We start from the raw sequence: 17545 nt of genomic DNA, 5'->3' as shown, positions 1-17545 counted from the left end.
GTCACCTGCAAATGCGGCAACAACGCGCCATTGACCAGGATGACGTTGCCGAACACCTCTGGCACCCACGGTGCATCGCTTTGCCCAGAGACCGGATAGTAAAGCTGGGCCTCCTCGGTCAATAGCCGGTCGCATAAAACCAGCGGCACCTCCTGCTCGCCTTGCGGCAAACCCAGCGATCGTTCGTGCGCATCGCGCAGCAGCGTCAGGCCAAACATGCCGGCGTAGATATTCAACCGGTTAATGCCCATCGCGTGATCGTGATACCACAGCGTCGCGGCGTCCTGCCGGTTGGGATAGGTATGCAGCCGTGCCTTGCCGGGCACGTACCAGTCATCGGGATAACCATCGCTGGACGTCGGCGCGCGGGCGCCATGCAAATGCACTACCGCACGCACTTCAGGCTTACCCGACTCGGCACCATGAATGTGCCGGTCGATGGGCAAGAAGTGGCGCGCGGGCAAATCGTTGCGCCATTCCACTTGCAGCAGCTCGCCGCTGACCGCCTCGATCGTCGGGCCAGGCATGCAACCGCCATAAGTCCATAACCGCGTCGGCGGCAAGTCGCGATGTAGGCGCTGCTCGCTCTCTTGCATCGCGACTTTCAAGACCTCGCCGCGTTTCGCCCGCAACACCGGCGGCAGCGGCAGCGGGTCGACAAACGGCGCCAGCCGCGCCGGATCGAGCAGCTTGGGCACCGCCAGCTGATCGGCTACCGCGTGCTGGCATAGCGCACTGCCGCCCTTGCCCTTCATCGGCATGGGCATGTCATGGGCCAGCAATCGCGTGGGCAGTACGCTTGCCGCCATACCTAGCGCGGACCATTGCAAAAATTCACGGCGGGTCAGATGCAAGATGGGTTACCTATGAAGCCCTAGTCGATACGCAACCGTTGCCACTCCGCACCCTGAGAGCATCAGCGCAATACGCCAGCCTCTTCATAGAGCACGGCCATGCAGACAGCAAGGGATGCATGGGACTAATCCCCGGAAACCGAAAAACCGCCATGACGGCGGTTTTCCGAAACATCGCAACGCGATTCAAGCGGGTTTAACCGGCCTTGTCATGATGTTCATTGCCGCCCCAGCCGCCTACCGAGGCATCACCCTGCCACCACGGCCAGTACCACGGATGCTTGGGCTGACCGGTCTGCTCATCGAGAATCAGGCGACGATCGAAAATCAGCGGGCGGCGGAAGTCGAACATATGCTCCAGCGAGCCGGCCACGGCGTCGAACGAACCACCGCCGATACGCTGGCCTTGCAGCCAGTTATCTTCGATGAAACGGGTCACCGAGCTTTGATCGGTAAGGGTATGGTCGACCACGTTGCTGCGTGCCCACGGTGAAATCACCAGCAGCGGCAGGCGCGGGCCATAACCGCAGCGGCCTTGGGCATGTTGGTTGCCCGGCGCCACGCCCGGCAAGACACCGTTGCCGTTACAGGTATTGGCGCCATCGAGCGCGTCCTCGCTGCTGCTAGAGGCATTGATGCGCGGAGCGGCTTGATGGTCGTACCAGCCATCGGAGTCGTCATAGGCGATCACCACCGCGGTATCGCGCCATTCCGGCTGATGCTGCAGGAAATTCATCACGTGCACGATGAACTGCTGCTCGTCCAGCGGATCGGAATAACCGGCGTGACCATCCTGATAACCCGGGGCCTTGAGAAAACTCACCGCCGGCATATGGCCAGCGCTGACGGCGTCGTAGAAGTCGTTGAGGTCGTATTGATGGTTGGCCGCATCGGTACGCCCGATCATCGCCACCGCAGAAGGCCGCGCATGCGTCGGGTTGGCGGTCGAGGCGTAGTACTGGAAGGGCTGGTGATGCGGGATGTAATCCGCCTTGGCCACCTTGGTGATCGCCGACGTGCTCTTGCGCTTGCAGCCGGTGCTGCCGTTGGAGTTGACCGCGGTCAGATCAAAACCGCCCTCGAAGAAACCCCAGGTGAGGTGCTGGTCATTGAGCAGGTCACCGATATTGCGACCGCTCAGCTGCACCTGATTGCCGCTGGGCGAGGAGCAAACATCGTCGATCGGGTCGGCGTCGCTCACCAGGGTGAGGCCGCCCGCACCATCGTCGACCGCTGCCGCCGTGCCGTTAAGCGTGGCACTGATGCCATTGGTCTGGCCGGAAATCAGATTGATCGCGCCCGGCGTCGAAGGACCGAAGGTGGTGCCGTAGCTGTTGTCGTTCAGCGCAAAGGTCTGCGCATAGTTCCACATCGCGGTGACCGTGTTGCCATCGTAATAGCCCATCACCTGGCCGGTGCCGTTTTCGTCTGCCGGCGCACCCGGAAGCGTTTCGCCACTGCCGGTGAATTTCGGAAACAAATCCATCGCGCCACCGTTGAAAGCCTGCTGCTCGGCGGCGTAGTCGTGATCCTGGTCGGCGGTTGCGGCCTGGGCGCGCGACAAGCGAAACGGATTGATCGCGCCCGAGCCGTTCGCGCTGTTCGCCTGATTGGGATTGTGATTGAGCAAGGCCTGGGTCAGGCCATTGACGTCGGGCGTGAATGGGCGCGGATAAAAAGCCGGCTCACCCGCCCCGTTGGCGGCATAGGGATACGTGCCAAAGTAGTGATCGAAAGAAACGTTCTCTTGAAAGATCACCACCAGATGCTTGATCGGCGTGGCGGTATGCGGGCCACGGTGCCAGGAAAACGCATCGGCGGATGCCTGGGTCTGGCCGAATGAAGCGGCTGATAGCGTAAGTACACCGGCAGCAAGACAAGTGGCTAAGCGATAGTGCATGGCTAATATCTCCGGACTACGCGCGCCTCCCCTGGCTGGATGGTTGAGTAAGCAGCTCTCCCGCCGCCTCTCATCGCCCAAATCGAGCACTGCAAGCGCTCACCATAGCTAGCGCAGATGACATGTTCGTAACAGCCCGCAAGCCAGTTGCAGACTCGTTTTTCGAGTCCGGAAAAGCACAAGAACTTACGCAGAAAAGCTTCTTGCCATCCATAAAAAAGGACGCCCCCGACGGGGCGCCCCTGCATGCTTGGAACAGTCTCTTGAATAATGCCTTTACTCAGGCCGGCGCCAACGCGACCTGCTGCGCGGGTACCGCGGTAAAGAAATGCATCGTCATATCCTCGCGCAAGAGCTCGTCGAGAACGCCGAAAAAATCCTTGAGATAAGGCATCTGCAAATGCAGATCGAGGTCGGCCCTCGACTTCCAGCTTTCGTAAAGCATCCATGTCTGCGGATCATCGTTCGAGCGATGCAGCTCGTAGGCAAAGCAACCGGCTTCGGCTTTCGTGGGAGCGACCAGCGCCATCAGGCGCTGGCCGAGTTCCTCTTCCTTACCCGGTTTGGCACGGAGATAAACGACCAGGGTGAGCAGCTCGGACATGGGTTCTCCAGACATAAAGATGTAGACGCTGCCAGACGAGGCAGCGGCGAGAGCATAGGCAGGCCGAACGCGCTAAAAAATGCCTCGCGAGGATTTTCACTATCAACTGACAGTCGCCAATCCAGCCCGGCGCCCGCTGGCAAATGGCCAGTTGGTCCGAACGGCCTGGGTGAATGGGCCGGCATGCGCAGCCCGTTGACCCGATAAATGTCCTGCAAGTCAGGCAGATAGCAGCTTCGAGCCGGTCCGGCTTGCCTCTTGCCCCCTGACCTTTGACACTGTTTGCCCCATGAGGCTTGGCCTAGCGTGAAAGGTCATGTCTGAAGCCCCGGCTCACGCCGGGTCATTACTTTAGAAAACCCGCCCGACAGGGCAGTACACCACGAGGATCTCCATGACCAAGCCGTATTTGAAGCCTCTTGCCCTTGCGGTAAGCCTGGCCCTGTCGCTCGCCGCTTGCGGCAAGCAGGAAGCCAACAACGACCAGGCCGCACCGGCCAAGCCCAGCACGGCAGCCGCCGCAGCGGCAGCGCCCGTGGCCAAGAAAAGCGTGTTCGACGTCAGCGAGCTCGACCCGAATATCAACGCTTGCCAGGACTTCAACGGTTTCGTCAGCGCCAAATGGGTCGCCGCCAACCCGATTCCGGACGACCGCACCCGTTGGGGCGCCTTCGACCAGCTGGCGGAGAACAGCCTCAATACCCAGCACGACATCGTCGACGAAGCCAACAAAGGCGCCGATAGCGCCAAGCCCGGCAGCATCGAGCAGAAAATCGGCTGGCTGTACCGCTCGGGCATGGACGAGGCCGCCATCAACAAGGCCGGCTTTGACCCGCTCAAACCGCAGCTGGAGCAGATCGCCGGCCTGAAAAACACCGCCGATATCGTCTCGTATATCGACCAGCGCTTCAGCCAGGGTGACAAGCAGGTGTTCGACTTCGGCTCTTCGCCGGATTTCCAGGACGCCAAGATGCAGATCGGCTACGCCAATGAATCGGGCCTCGGCTTGCCGACCAAGGACTACTACACCAAGCCCGACTACAAAAATCTGCGTGACGCCTACGTTGTCTATATCGCCAAGTCGCTGCAGCTGACCGGCGTCGCCGAAGCCGATGCCAAAAAGCAGGCCGACGACGTGCTGAAGTTCGAAACCGAGCTGGCCGCCGCCTCGCTGTCGCCGGTCGACGCGCGCGACCCGAAGAATCAATACCACTTCGTCAGCGTGAAAGACGCTGACAAAGTCACCCCGCATTTCGATTGGGCCAAGTTCTTTACCGCCCAGGGCGTGACCATCGACAAGGGCTTCTCGCTGTCGCAGCCGAAGTTCTTTGCCCAGTTCGACAAGATGCTCGCTTCCACCCCGGTGGCCCAGTGGCAGGCGTACCTGCGCTTCCACGCCATCGACGGCGCCGCCAACTACCTGTCGCAGGATTTCCAGGACGCCCGCTTCGCTTTCTACGGCGAGACCCTGTCTGGCCAGCCCAAGCAGAAGCCGCGCTGGAAGCGCGTGCTAGGCAGCGTCAATGGCAGCGTGGGCGAGGCCCTCGGCCAGCTCTATGTCAACAAGGTGTTCAAGCCCGAAGCCAAGCAGCGCGCCGAAGTGCTGGTCGACAATGTGCGCAACGCCCTCAAGACGCGCATCGAAAATCTCGACTGGATGAGCGCCGAGACCAAGGCCAAGGCAATCGCCAAGTGGAACACCTTCCTGCCGAAGATCGGCTACCCCGAGAAATGGCGCGACTGGTCCGGCCTGGAGATCAAGCCCGACAGTTACTTCGCCAATGCCGAAGCCGCTGGCAAGTTCAACTACCAGTACGACCTGGCCAAGATCGGCAAGCCGACCGACCGCAAGGACTGGAGCATGACCCCGCAGACGGTCAACGCGTACTACAACCCGACCGACAACACGATCAACTTCCCGGCCGCGATCCTGCAGCCGCCGTTCTTCGATGCCGATGCGGATGACGCGATCAACTACGGCGGTATCGGCGCGGTGATCGGCCACGAGGCCAGCCATGGCTTCGACGACCAGGGCAGCCAGTTCGATGGCGAAGGCAACAACAAAAACTGGTGGACCAAGGACGACAGCGAGAAATTCGTCGCTCGTACCGACAAGCTGGTCAAGCAGTTTGACGATTACACCCCGCTGAAAGACAAGCCCGACCTGCATGTCAACGGCAAGCTGACGCTGGGCGAGAACATCGCTGATCTCGGCGGCCTCAACGTGGCTTATGACGCGCTGCACACCGCCCTCAAGACCCAGCCCGGCAGCACCGACCAGAAGGTCGACGGTTATTCCGCCGACCAGCGCTTCTTCCTCAGCTGGGCGCGCGTGTGGCGTGGCAGCGTGCGCGAGAAGCAGGCCGTGGTTTACCTCAACAGCGACCCGCATGCACCGGCCATGCTGCGTGCGATTGGCGCGCCGTCCAACATGGAAGCCTTCGCGGCGGCGTTCCAGTGCAAGCCGGGCGATGCCATGGTGCGTTCGACCGACAAGCAAGTGAAGATCTGGTAATTCACTAGGCGCTTCCTCCCTCTGCATCAGCCGAGGGGGCGCAAGACAAAAAACGCCACGCTTATGCGTGGCGTTTTTTTATCCCCTTCGGTGCCAGAGAGCCGCGCAGCGTCGGCATCGAGCTGACCGATAGCGCTATTCCACGGCTGACCTCGGTACTCGGCACCGGCTGGGCCAAGGGCCCATGGACGCTGGATTACAAGCTGCGCTACTTCAGCTCACTACGCGAAGATTGCGCCGGTGCGGCGGGCTTCCCGATTTGCTCGGCGCCGAATGAGATCGCCCCGAACCGCCCCAATGGCACCCATCACCTGGGCGCGGTGACATATCACGATGTGCGGGCAAGCTGGAAATTTCCGATCGACCTGGACCTGACCATCGTCGGCGGCATCAACAACTTGTTCGACAAGACACCGCCGATTTGCCTGTCGTGTTCGCTCAACGGCTATGACGCATCGACCTATGACCTGCCAAGCCGCTTTGCTTATCTACAGGCCAATCTGAAATTCTGATCGCCCACCCAGCCCCTCCCCTCTGCATGCATGGCAGAGGGGAGGATCAGGCCAGCGGATAGCAGCAAAAGCAAAGGCCGGTCAGGCGACCACAAAACCGATCGGCGGCGGCACCTGCACGTACTCCTGCAACACCGATTCGACCTTGGCCGCCGGCGGCCCATGCCACAGCCAGCGCTCCAGCGCTTCGATGGCTTGTCCGCTACCGCTGGCGAGCACTTCGACGCTGCCATCCGGCAGATTCTTCGCATAGCCAGTGAGACCAAGCTCCAGCGCTTGCTCGCGAGTGCCGGCGCGATAAAACACCCCCTGCACCCTGCCACTGACCGTGAATTTGACTGTGCTCATGGCAAACTCCGTCGCCTAGCTGCATGTGTGATGCGAGTTTTCAGCGCCGGTCAATCGGCTCTCGTCCATCGCATCAAGTCGAGCATCGAAATTATTTGCCGGCTACCTTAGCAATACCGATAGCCTCGCCAAGTGAAGCTTCTGTGACGGGGCCGACCACCCGCTTGGCGACTTTGCCATCGGGCGAAATCAGATACGTCGTCGGCAAGCCGCGTGGCTCATCGAAATCGGCCAGCTTCATATCCAAAGTGACTTGCGCAATCGGATAGCTCACCGGATGCTTCTTCAGAAAGGCCTGGACATCGGCCTTGTCACTGTCTTCATAAGCCAGGCCGATCGCGCTGACCTTGTCCTTATGCGCCGTGACAAAGCGCGAAATATCCGGCATCTCGGTAATGCACGGCACGCACCAGGTCGCCCAGTAATTGACGATCACCCAACGACCTCGCTGCGCCGCCAGATCGTAGGGTTTGCCATCCAGGGTGGTGATCTTGAGCGTGGGTTGCTCGGGCATGGCGGCGTGAATCGGCGCGCTCAACAGCAGCGCAGCAGCAAGCAAGGCAATGGGCGAAAACAGCTTCATGCGGAAACTTCCTCGGCATCGAGTGATGAAAATGTAGGGGGATAGGCGCTACCGAGCGGTGTGCCCAAGTGCGTGCGCAAGGCTTCACCGACGCCGGCCAGCAAGGCCAGCAGTTCGCCTGGCAGCTTGATACCCAGCCCGGCGGCCTCCTGCTCAGGCTGCAATGGCAGCCGATAATTGCTGTGCTGATACACCCGCAGCAAGTCGGTGCTGTCCAGGCTACGGCTCAACAACCAACCACCGGCTTCACCGCGCTGAATCAAGTCGGCGCAACGCAGATTGTCGAAATATTCGGCAATCGACGCGCTATGCAGATAAGGCTCGCGCAAACGCACCGTCGCCGGATCGACGCTGTTGCCGCTGCGCTGTGCATCGACAAAGTGTCCCAGTACGACCAGCAAGCCGAGAAACTCGGCCCCCTCCGGCAAGCTGCCATGCGGCCCCTGGTAATCGAAGGCCGATATCGAGGCAGCGATCGACGCCCCCAGAATCACGATGATCCACGACAAGTAAATCCACAGCAGAAAAATCGGGATGGCCGCCAGTGCGCCGTAAATCTGCTGATAGGTCTGCGCAGTGCGCACGAACAAGGCGAAACCCCAGCGCGCGACCTCGAACAGCACCGCGCCGAGCAAGGCGCCAATCGCCGCGTCGCGGCGCGATACGCGGCGATTGGGAATCATCGTATACATCAGCCACAACGTGACGAAGGTCACCGTGAACGGCAAGGTGCCGAGCAAGCGACGGCCCAGGCCCAAGTGCCCGGCCGCATCGCTTACCAGCGGCAAGGCGGTGACATAAGAAGCCACGGCGATGCCGCCAACCATCAAGATCGGGCCCAAGGTCAAGGCGGCCCAATACAGCAGCAACCGCGAACCCCAGCCGCGCGCCTGATGCACCCGCCAGATCCGGTTCAAGCGGTCTTCAATGCTGACCATCATCGACACCGCGCTGAACAGCATCACCAAGATACTGATGCCGGTGAGCTGGCTGGCATGGTTGGCGAAAGCCACCAATGCCTCTTGCACCCGCTCGCCCGCGGCAGGCACGAAATTCTTAAAAGCGAAGTCGATCAAGGTGCCGCGCTCGCCGGCAAACACCGGAAACGCGGCAAACATGGCGAATACCGCCACGATCAGCGGCACCAGCGAGACCAGGGTGGTATAGGACAGCGCACCTGCCGTTTCAAAGCACTTGTCGTCCATAAAGCGCTGCCAGGCGAAGCGGCTGAAGCTGAAAACGCGGTCGCGTTCGAAACGCTGATGATTAAAACGCAGGGCCATGGGTCATCCTTCCGCAGCTGCCGGTACGCGATGGCAGCCTGAGTGGTATCCGGCCGGTACACTAGCGCATTGCCACCGGATGCCCCAAACCGCCGCATGAACCAAACCATTCTGGTCCTGTACTACAGCCGTAGCGGACATACCGCGCAACTGGCCCGATTGATCGCCCGTGGCATCGAAGAAGTGCCCGGCATGCTGGCCCGCTTACGCCAGGTGCCACCGGTGGCACCGGTGACCGAAACCGCACAGCCGCCCGAACCCGAAGATGGCGCACCGTATGTGAGCAGGCAAGATCTGCTCGACTGCGCCGGGTTGGCCATGGGCAGCCCGACCCGCTTCGGCAATATGGCGGCGCCGCTGAAATACTTTCTCGACAGCACCGGGGCCGAATGGGCCAGCGGCGCACTGGCAGGCAAACCCGCCGCGCTGTTCACCTCCACCAGCACCATGCATGGCGGCCAGGAAGCCACCTTGCTGAGCATGGCGCTGCCGCTGCTGCATCACGGCATGCTGCTGGTCGGCCTGCCCTATACCGAGCCGGCACTCAGCAGTACGCAGAGCGGCGGTACGCCTTATGGTGCCAGCCACGTCGCCGGCGCCAAAGGCGACAACCCGATCAGCGAACACGAACGCGACCTGGCCCGCGCGCTGGGCCGTCGCCTGGCCGAGGTGGCGCGTAAGTTGGCGAATGCTGCATGAGGGCGCCGATTGCCACCACCTACAAAGTCGGCTTGCTCGCCTGGGCTGCGCTGCTCGCCTTGCAACTGGCCTGGCATGGCTGGCTATTCCCGGCACAGCTGATGCGCCCCAGCATCGTGCTGGCGATCACCGTGATCCCCTTGCTGCTGCCCTTGCTGGCAATCCGCGATATACGCCGCGCCTTGCTATGGGTCGGCATTCTCAGCTTGTTCTACTTCTGCCACGGCGTCTCTGAATGCTGGAGCTCATCCAGCGAACGCGGGCTGGCCTGGGTCGAGATCGTGCTCACCTTGCTGTTGATCGGCACCTTGGGTGCGGGCGTAAGACGCAAACAGCCACGCGCTTAGCGCACGGCTGTCACGCGCTGGTGTCGCAGGGCAAATAACTGGACAAAGACTGCCCTGGACATTGATTCGTCATCCCCATCGTGGGATATAAACCCCGGTCGCTCGATATCACAGGGTGTCTTCCACCCTTGCCAAGGCGACCTCACGCGCTGAAACAACAGCATTCGCGGATCGCCATGGAGTGCGCACCAGTCAACTCAGGGATGGGGCCCAGCCGTCACTTATCGAATGACTCCTACCGCCGTGATCGCGCCAGGACATCGCGCGATGGTGCCTGCCAGACATCGTGTCTCGGCATGGCTCCCCTTACAGGAAGTAATCACCATGAAAGCATCATTCACATCCATCGTGTTTAGCCTAAGCCTGTCCATGGGTGCCATCGCTTTCGCCCAGGATGTAACGCCGCTTCAAGGCAAGCCAAATCTCCCGCCTAGCGATGCCATAACCGCCGCCGCGACGGCCATCGCCAAGCAAAGACAAATACAAAACCGCCTGGATTTTTTGCTGGCCCCGATCAAGTCTCAAGACGACCTCGTTCGATATCTGGCAACCACGCCCAAGGCTCAATCTCCACTCGAATGGCTCTCACCTGGCGCAAAGCAACGCCTGCTTGCCAGCCTGTTTTTCAATGAAAACGGTCTCGTCAGCTATGACTACGCCGACTTGGTAAATGAACTCTCCGCGAGCCAGGCGTATCAGGTGCTTGGCTTGTTTGGCGCGCAGCGCACGATGGGGGCGCTGAAAGGTATTCGTGTCTCAAACGAAGCGGATCGACTAGTCACGCCGCCGGTGATTTCTCAGCGCGAGATGGAAGACGATCATGAAGGTTTCCGCTGTGTCGGCCCGCATAACTGTTCCAGCTACCCCGACATGATCTGCATGACAGGCTGCTGAACACACTCCAGCGGAAGGGGCTTGGACGCTTGGACAAGCCCCTCTCAGGACTTGGCGAACCTTTGCGCACCCTAATCAGAGAGCCCCAATGCCCGATGCATCTCGATCGCTCAGCATGGCGATATCCACGATAACCTGTCTTTGTGCCATGGCTGGATCAACCATGACTCACGCCAAAGACGCCCCCAGCTTGATTGAGAAAAACTTCAACCGCATTGATGACGTCAGTTACCGTGATGACGGAATATTTTTCAGAAAAAAAGCAAATAAAATAAGTCGGATCTACGACGATAAAATATCGCCCGATCAAAACGCCGAAAGACTAGCGTCCATTAACGACCACGATCTTCAATTTCTCTATAAGTCGGCCCATCTCGCTGCGTTCTACACTTTCGATAAAAAATATCTGGCAGACATGCAGCTTGATTTGGCCGAGCTGGCCCGACGAAAGCTGGACTCCGCAAACAACTACGCCGACCTGTATGCCACCCTGGTTTCGCAGCGAAAATTCGACGACGCAAAGCTGCTCAGCAAGCAACGCCCCGCTCAAACATTCAAACCCTTACCCATCTATCGAGACTCGAATAAGCCGATTGAGCCTGGTCCATCCGTGCTTGCTTTAAGCGACGGGCCAGACGGCCTTGAAATGCGCCGCAGCGTTGTCGATTTAACCCGCCCAGCGACGCAAATCATTGTGGTCTCCCACCCCTTATGCCACCCGTCCAAGCGGGCCATGCATGACATACAGGCCGATCCGGCTTTCAGCAAAGCATTTGCCTCGCATGCCCGATGGATCACACCGCAGGACGGCAATGCGAACTTTGATGTGCTGGCACGCTGGAATAAGCAGAATCCGGCATTCTCCATGAGCCCAGCCTATCGCCAGAGCGACTGGCCGATGATCGACATCTGGGCCACGCCCGCGTTTTATTTCTTGCACAACGGCAAGGTGGTAAAAACAGTCAGCGGCTGGTCCAAGCAAGGCAATCGCCGCGAGCTTGAAGAGGGGCTGCGGCAAATCGGCCTTTTGCCGTTAAAGCCGTAGCACATGGCTGGGTCGTGCCAACAAGGGGGACACCAGCAGCAATGCTTCTTCACATCCCGCGCCAGCCCTCGACACCGGTAAACAACGCCGCGGCAATCAACAAGACACCTACCCAGCGCGTTGCCAGCAGACCGGAATCGGGCCGTTGCTTAAGCCATGCGCGCACCGCATCGGCCATCCAGGCGATGCCGCCGTACACGGTGAATTGAGTGACCGCGATAATGCCCCACAGCACCAGCGCCTGAACCCAGATCGCGCCATAAGCCGGGCGCAGAAACTGCGGGAAAATCGCCAGCATGAATAGATACGCCTTGGGATTGAGCAAGGCGGTCAGCAAACCCTGCCAGAACGTCGTATGCCCAGAGCCCGCCGTCGAATTGATCGAGGCATCCAGACCGGGCGTATCGAAACCCGACCGACTGCGCAACAGCGAGATACCGATCCAGGCGATGTACAGCGCTCCCGCCAGCAGCACCGCGTTGAACACCCCGGGAATCAGCTTGAGCAACACACCGATACCCAGCGCTGTCATCGTGACATGGCAAACCCCGCCGGCAACGATGCCGCTCACCGCCGCCATGCCGCGGCGACGACCGCCACTGAGCGAGCTGCCGAGCACAAAGGCCATGTCCAGGCCGGGCAAGGCAATCACCCCGAACACGATCACAAAGAACAACCATAGATGCGCATAGTGAGTCATGGCGAAGCCTCGGCCCCGGGCAACCAACGCAGACGCGAACGGGGGGTGGGATCGAGCTCGATAAGCTCGGGCGCTTCGCGCAGCAAGCCGCTATCGAGCAGGGTTTGCGCGGCGACTTTCATCGCGGGCTTGAGCTGTTTTTCCAACACTTGATTATCTTGCGCCACGCCTAGCCAGACCAGCCAAGGCCCATCGCTGCGTATCGGCAACTGTGGGAAATTATTCGGTACATCCAGCGTGACCAGGATGCCTGCTGGATGCACACCGGCAAGACGATAGCTGGCAAATAGCGCCTCTGCCTGTTGCGCGACAGCGGCTTCATGGCCTTTCTTGATCGCGATCAGCTGCATCACGCCCACGCCTTGCGCACCCTTTTCTTCCAGCACCGGATCCACTGCCGGCAACACGCTGATTTCGGTGTCGGGCCGTAGCGGCTGCATCAGCATCACATTGTCGCTGTCGGGCAGGATCGGGTTGACCTTATCGCGATGCTCACGCCATAGCGGCCCGTAATAAAAACTCGCATTGACCACCGGGCGTGCCTGCAAATCTTTATAGCCACGCAGCCAGATAAAGTGATTGGGGTTGGCGCGCTCCAGAAACTGACCGAAGACCATCGCCCCGAGTTGCTCGAACGCCTCAGGGAAGTAGGTATCGAAATACCTGGCAAAGCGCCCGCGCGCGCCCTCCGAGGTGGTGTAGCGACGCAACTCGATGACTTGATAACCGTGCAGGTGTTTGACGGAATCCATGCTGGGCAGGCTCTCGGTGTGGTGATTGGCTTGGGATGCGGCGGCGGCCGGCCCGGCCAGGCCGATGCCGATGGCGGCAGCGATGGCAAACAACACGGCATACCCACGGCGGTGCGATGACTTCACAGAAACTCCCCTAAGCGCTGTGCGTGATGGATGTTTCAAAGCTTAGGTGCCAATCAGGACAATATTCGACCTGATTAATCACTACACTTGCCGCCATGGCCCTACCGACTACCCGCGTGCTGGCAGTGCTGGAATTACTGCAAAGCCAGGGCCGCATCAGCGGCCCGGAGCTGGCACGCCGGGTGGATGTGGATGTGCGCACGCTGCGCCGCTACATCGTCATGCTGGAAGAGCTAGGCATTCCCATTACGACGGAGCGTGGCCGCTACGGCGCCTACATGCTGGTCGCCGGCTTCAAGATGCCGCCGATGATGTTCACCAACGATGAGGCGCTGGCCTTGTCCGTGGGCTTGGTTGCCGCGCGCAGTCTCGGCCTGGCCGAAGCCGCGCCGGCGGTGGAAAGCGCACAGGCCAAGCTGAGCCGGGTCATGCCCGAGAAACTGCGCCGGCAGACGCAGGCCATCGGCGAAACCGTCAAGGTGGACCTGGCCGATGCCACCCATACCCCTGGCAGCAATGCCGCGCTGATTACGCTTACCACGGCCGCCCAGTCACAGCAGCGCGTGTTCATGAGCTATGACTCGGGCCAGCACCAACACACTCAGCGCGAATTCGACCCCTACGGCCTGGCCTTTCGCGCAGGCGCCTGGTACACCGTCGGCATGTGCCATTTGCGCAAAGATCTGCGCTCGTTCCGGCTGGACCGGATTGCCGAGATCAAGTTGCTGGAGCGGCATTTCGAGCGGCCGCAGGGTTTCGATCCATTGCAGCAACTGGTTTTCAGCCTGGCCAACATACCGCGCAGCCACCGCATCGAAGTATTGCTGCGTACCGATTTGAAAACCGCGCGCCGCGCGTTCTCGCTGGCCTTTGGCCTGTTCGAGCACACTGCCGATGGTGTACTGCTACGCAGTAGCGCCGACGACCTCAACTGGTTCGCGCGCCAGTTGGCGGCCTTGTCGTTCGACTTTGTCGTGCACTACCCAGCCCAATTGCGCGATGAACTCAAGGCCTGCTCCGTGCGGCTACGCACCTTGGCCAAAGCGGGCGTGCCCAAATCATCGACCAAACGCAGACTGGGCTGAGACAGCAAGACCCAGCCTGCGTGCACACTCAGACCGTACGTGTCGCCTCGACCGGAGATACCCGCGAGGCGCGCAGGGCGGGTGCCAGCACCGCCGCTTGACCGAGCAGCAACAAAGCGACCACACCGGTCAATACATAATTCATCGTCAAGCGATTCATTTCGAACTGCGCCATCATCCATAGATTCAGGCCAATCCCGAGTACGGTTCCCACCACCACACCGAGCAGGCTGATCAACAGGTTTTCGGTCAGAAAGTAACTGAGAATATCGCGCTTGGTCGCGCCCAAGGCACGGCGTACGCCAATTTGCTTACGCCGCTGTCCGACCCAGAAACTGGTCAGGCCGACGATGCCTGAAGCCGTGATTGCCAGCAGTACCACGCAAACCGCAGCCATCAACTCGACCATGCCGTGATCGCTTTTGTAGGCGGCCTCACGTACTTCGGCAAAGGTCTGCACGCCATCGTCGGGGATCACCCGCATGCGAGTGACGGCACTCAGCGCCGCAGGCGCCGCCTTGGCCACCGCATCGAGCTGACCCGGCTGCGTACGCACAACGAAGCTGCTGAAATCTCTGTTTAGACGCCATGGCACCAGCGTCGTGTACTGCGATTCCGCGCCCTCGTCCTCCGGCGACGGTGACTCTAGCCGTTCCACCACGCCGATCACGATGCTCGGCCTGCCGCCTCTGGTCCCCAGATAAAGTGGTTTGCCCAAGGCCGAACCATCGGGAAAAGCTTTGTCGGCAAACGCCTTGGTAATGATGATGATCGGTGCATCCGGATTGCCGTTCTGCCCCATCTCACCAATTTCATCCGCGCGGAAATTACGCCCCGCGACAAGCTTTAAGCCCAAGGTAGGCAAGGCGTGATCGTCGACAAAATAGACTGCAGAGACGCCGACCTGATCCTTCGCTTGCGGGTCTTTGCGCACACCACTTTTCCAGCCGTTACCGATCAGCGGATAGGCATTGGTGGAATACGCATCGACGACGCCGGGGATCTGGCGCAACGCAGCCACATCGACCTTGGCGGGAGAATAATCGTCTTCTTTCTTGCCAACCCAGTGATTGGCGATCGTCAACAGCTGACTTTCTTCGATGCCGGTGGGCCGCGACAAATGCTCGATGCGCTGACGGATGATGAACAACGCATTGCAGACAATCGCCAGCGTCAGCGCGACCTGCATGGCGATCAGCAGGGTACCGGCCTTGTGATGCTTTAACGCGGAGATAATCGGTTTGATCTGCATGATGTCTCTCCGGCTCAGTTGGATTTCAGCTGCCAGGCCGGCTGCACTTGCGCCGCCCGCCAGGTGGGATAAAACGCAGCCAGCAAGGTACTGAGCACGGAAACGACAATCGTCAACCCGACCAGGGAAAGGTCGATATGCGCCAGCTTGGCAATCGACGGATCAAACACGCGATCGACGCATAACATTCCCAGGCCTGTCAGCAACAGGCCCAGCACGGCGCCAGCCAAACCGACGCTGGCCGCCTCGATCATGAACTGCATATAGACGGCCAGCTTCGATGCCCCCAGCGCTCGGCGCACGCCGATTTCCGGCGCGCGCCGCATGAACTTGGCCAGCAGCAGACCAGCAGTATTGACCAGGCAAATCAACAAAAAACTAAACGCGACCAGCAGCGAGATTTGCGCCTCCTTGGGCACCACGTGCCGATAACTCAACCATTGCATGACATCGCGCAACCGCACATTGGGCGCCCAGCCGAAGCGCCCGGTGCGCTGCTGCTGGGCGGCATAACCGTACAGAAACTGGCGGTAGCGCTCGGCATCGGCCGCCGTGGGCAATTCCGCCCACAGCGAAACCCACACGCAGTCGGAGTGCAGAAAACTCTCCCAGCCCGAACCTACGTCACGGTTGCAGGTAATCCCACTAGCGGTTTTCAGCCTTAGATCCAGGGCGCGGGTAAAGGGCAGATAGACCTGCCCGGCAACGCCAAAGCCGCCTCGATTGTCGAGATCGAAAAAGCGCGGCCTGACCTCCCAACGGTCGGTTACGCCGACAACCCGGTAGTTCACCCCATCGAGATTGATCTCGCGCCCCACACTGTTGGCACCGGCGAAAATCTTCTCGTTCAATTCGCGCCCGATCACCACCACGCTGGCATGCGCCTCGTCGTCGCTCGCCGACCAGCCGCTACCAAACAGAAACGGCACATCGAACATCGCAAAGAAGTCGCCATACGTGGCATAGCCCCTGGCCGGAAAAGCCAGTCGTTGCGGGTCAGCAGGAACCGCCGAGGTGGCGATGGCGTAAAGCGCGGTCTGTCGCTTGGCCTGATGCGCGTGCATCAAGGCCATGGCGTCGGTATAGGTCAGCCAGGGCAGCGGCTCGCCCGCGTCGTTATTGCCCTGGCCGTAGTTGTCGACCTGCGCAATGAACAGGCTCGATGACTTCTGCGGAATCGGATTGCCGGAAGTGACGCGAAACACCGACCAGGTCGTCATCGATGCAGCGACGCCAAAGCCGATTGCCATCACCATCAGTGCGGTCAACAGCGGATTGCGGCGCAAACTGCGCAAGCCGAGCTGAAAGTAGTAACTGAACACGCGGCGTGAAATCCCAGTGAGATTGGACCCTCTCGACGCACACGCGAACGACGGTCACCAGCATGCTCAGCAAGCGGCGTGCCAGCCCGTCAAACCATGGGCAGAGCGCGCTACAGCAAGCATAACGGCGTCGCCACAGCGGCAAGCAGGCTGTCCGCGGACACCGCCAGCGGACAGGCGGACAGCGTCATGGCCGCGATGCCGGCGCAGGTGATTCAAGTCGCACGATGCCTATCCGCATCCAAGTGCGCGCCGACGTCAGCGGCCTATACTGAGCCGATCAATCCGTCGGAATCAGGCCATGGAATTCCTGCAAGACGCACCCCAGCTCGCCCATCCTTATCGCCACGACCGCCTGCTTTGCAGCCTGCTTGACCGTGTGCTTCCCGCCGAACGCCGCGCCGCGCTTGACCACGATCTCGACGCGCTGGGCAACTATGCCCAGTTCGCCTGGCACCGCTTTACCCACAGCAGCCGCCGCAAACCGGTGCTGACGCAGTGGGATGCCTGGGGCCAGCGCGTCGACCGCATCGAACTGACCGCCGCCTGGCAGGAGGGGCCCCAGCTCACCACTCGTCACAGCGTGCTCGCCGCAGGCCATCAGGCCAGCGAATACGCGCGGCTGGAGCAGTTCGCGCGGGTGTATCTGTATCACCTTGCCAGCGAGTTCTATACCTGCCCGCTGGCGATGACCGATGGTGCGGCGACCGCATTGAAAGCCTCC

The 17545-nt window shown here is 60.5% G+C and carries 17 protein-coding genes and 1 pseudogene; 8 read left to right on the top strand and 10 right to left on the bottom strand.

Features of this window, described 5'->3' with window-relative positions; all coding sequences use genetic code 11:
• From OUZ52_RS18380 to OUZ52_RS18370, 3 genes are all read right to left on the bottom strand, one after another.
• Window positions 1-854, bottom strand: an 854-nt coding sequence (locus OUZ52_RS18380; protein ID WP_266159984.1) for a multicopper oxidase domain-containing protein, incomplete at its 3' end; no start/stop codon positions are given.
• 196 nt (window positions 855-1050) lie between these two features.
• On the bottom strand, window positions 1051-2754 hold the full coding sequence (locus OUZ52_RS18375) for a phospholipase C (protein ID WP_266159983.1): 1704 nt from the start codon (window positions 2752-2754) through the stop codon (window positions 1051-1053).
• Window positions 2755-3034: 280 nt separating this feature from the next.
• A complete protein-coding gene (locus OUZ52_RS18370) occupies window positions 3035-3358 on the bottom strand; it encodes a putative quinol monooxygenase (RefSeq protein ID WP_266159982.1) in 324 nt (107 codons plus the stop codon).
• A gap of 394 nt (window positions 3359-3752) precedes the next feature.
• Between OUZ52_RS18370 and OUZ52_RS18365 the strand changes: the two genes are divergently transcribed.
• Window positions 3753-5873, top strand: a complete 2121-nt coding sequence (locus OUZ52_RS18365) for a M13 family metallopeptidase (protein ID WP_266159981.1) — start codon at window positions 3753-3755, stop codon at window positions 5871-5873.
• A gap of 320 nt (window positions 5874-6193) precedes the next feature.
• On the top strand, window positions 6194-6385 hold the full coding sequence (locus OUZ52_RS22900) for a hypothetical protein (RefSeq protein WP_323135371.1): 192 nt from the start codon (window positions 6194-6196) through the stop codon (window positions 6383-6385).
• 81 nt (window positions 6386-6466) lie between these two features.
• Here the strand turns inward: OUZ52_RS22900 and OUZ52_RS18355 are convergent, their stop codons facing one another.
• The 3 genes from OUZ52_RS18355 to OUZ52_RS18345 form a co-directional block, all read right to left on the bottom strand.
• Complete coding sequence (locus tag OUZ52_RS18355; RefSeq protein ID WP_266159980.1) at window positions 6467-6733, bottom strand: acylphosphatase; 267 nt, start codon at window positions 6731-6733, stop codon at window positions 6467-6469.
• 91 nt (window positions 6734-6824) lie between these two features.
• A complete protein-coding gene (locus OUZ52_RS18350; RefSeq protein ID WP_266159979.1) occupies window positions 6825-7316 on the bottom strand; it encodes a TlpA family protein disulfide reductase in 492 nt (163 codons plus the stop codon).
• Window positions 7313-8599: a YihY family inner membrane protein gene (locus OUZ52_RS18345; RefSeq protein ID WP_266159978.1), complete on the bottom strand. Its 1287-nt coding sequence runs from the start codon at window positions 8597-8599 to the stop codon at window positions 7313-7315. Before OUZ52_RS18345 ends, OUZ52_RS18350 begins: the two co-directional genes overlap by 4 nt.
• Before the next feature lie 96 nt (window positions 8600-8695).
• Here OUZ52_RS18345 and wrbA point away from each other — a divergent pair, with 96 nt between their 5' ends.
• The 4 genes from wrbA (at window position 8696) to OUZ52_RS18325 (ending at window position 11584) form a co-directional block, all read left to right on the top strand.
• Entirely contained in the window at window positions 8696-9298 is a 603-nt protein-coding gene (wrbA, locus tag OUZ52_RS18340; RefSeq protein ID WP_266159977.1) for an NAD(P)H:quinone oxidoreductase, read from the top strand.
• Window positions 9295-9645 carry a DUF2069 domain-containing protein gene (locus tag OUZ52_RS18335; protein WP_266159976.1) on the top strand — a complete coding sequence of 117 codons (351 nt, stop codon included), beginning with the start codon at window positions 9295-9297 and terminating at the stop codon, window positions 9643-9645. Before wrbA ends, OUZ52_RS18335 begins: the two co-directional genes overlap by 4 nt.
• A gap of 324 nt (window positions 9646-9969) precedes the next feature.
• On the top strand, window positions 9970-10539 hold the full coding sequence (locus OUZ52_RS18330) for a hypothetical protein (RefSeq protein ID WP_266159975.1): 570 nt from the start codon (window positions 9970-9972) through the stop codon (window positions 10537-10539).
• A gap of 163 nt (window positions 10540-10702) precedes the next feature.
• Window positions 10703-11584: a hypothetical protein gene (locus OUZ52_RS18325; protein WP_266159974.1), complete on the top strand. Its 882-nt coding sequence runs from the start codon at window positions 10703-10705 to the stop codon at window positions 11582-11584.
• A 49-nt stretch (window positions 11585-11633) separates the two neighbouring features.
• Here OUZ52_RS18325 and OUZ52_RS18320 read toward each other — a convergent pair whose 3' ends face one another.
• Window positions 11634-12284: a LysE family translocator gene (locus OUZ52_RS18320; protein ID WP_266159973.1), complete on the bottom strand. Its 651-nt coding sequence runs from the start codon at window positions 12282-12284 to the stop codon at window positions 11634-11636.
• On the bottom strand, window positions 12281-13162 hold the full coding sequence (locus OUZ52_RS18315) for a hypothetical protein (RefSeq protein ID WP_266159972.1): 882 nt from the start codon (window positions 13160-13162) through the stop codon (window positions 12281-12283). The genes OUZ52_RS18320 and OUZ52_RS18315 overlap by 4 nt, the downstream gene beginning before the upstream one ends.
• Before the next feature lie 95 nt (window positions 13163-13257).
• Between OUZ52_RS18315 and OUZ52_RS18310 the strand changes: the two genes are divergently transcribed.
• Complete coding sequence (locus tag OUZ52_RS18310; RefSeq protein ID WP_266159971.1) at window positions 13258-14247, top strand: helix-turn-helix transcriptional regulator; 990 nt, start codon at window positions 13258-13260, stop codon at window positions 14245-14247.
• Window positions 14248-14275: 28 nt separating this feature from the next.
• Here the strand turns inward: OUZ52_RS18310 and OUZ52_RS18305 are convergent, their stop codons facing one another.
• Together OUZ52_RS18305 and OUZ52_RS18300 are read right to left on the bottom strand one after the other, a co-directional pair.
• Window positions 14276-15499: an ABC transporter permease gene (locus tag OUZ52_RS18305; RefSeq protein WP_266159970.1), complete on the bottom strand. Its 1224-nt coding sequence runs from the start codon at window positions 15497-15499 to the stop codon at window positions 14276-14278.
• Between the two features lie 14 nt (window positions 15500-15513).
• On the bottom strand, window positions 15514-16821 hold the full coding sequence (locus OUZ52_RS18300; protein WP_266159969.1) for an ABC transporter permease: 1308 nt from the start codon (window positions 16819-16821) through the stop codon (window positions 15514-15516).
• A gap of 301 nt (window positions 16822-17122) precedes the next feature.
• On the opposite strand from OUZ52_RS18300, the pseudogene OUZ52_RS18295 reads away from it, so the two are divergent.
• Window positions 17123-17545: pseudogene (locus OUZ52_RS18295) on the top strand (acyl-CoA dehydrogenase family protein); the annotation flags it as partial.

The organism is Dyella silvatica (assembly GCF_026283955.1).
In the GTDB taxonomy this organism is placed as follows: domain Bacteria; phylum Pseudomonadota; class Gammaproteobacteria; order Xanthomonadales; family Rhodanobacteraceae; genus Dyella_C; species Dyella_C silvatica.
Note: the sequence above shows the minus strand (reverse complement) of the source record. Positions and strands in the feature narration are given on the sequence as shown.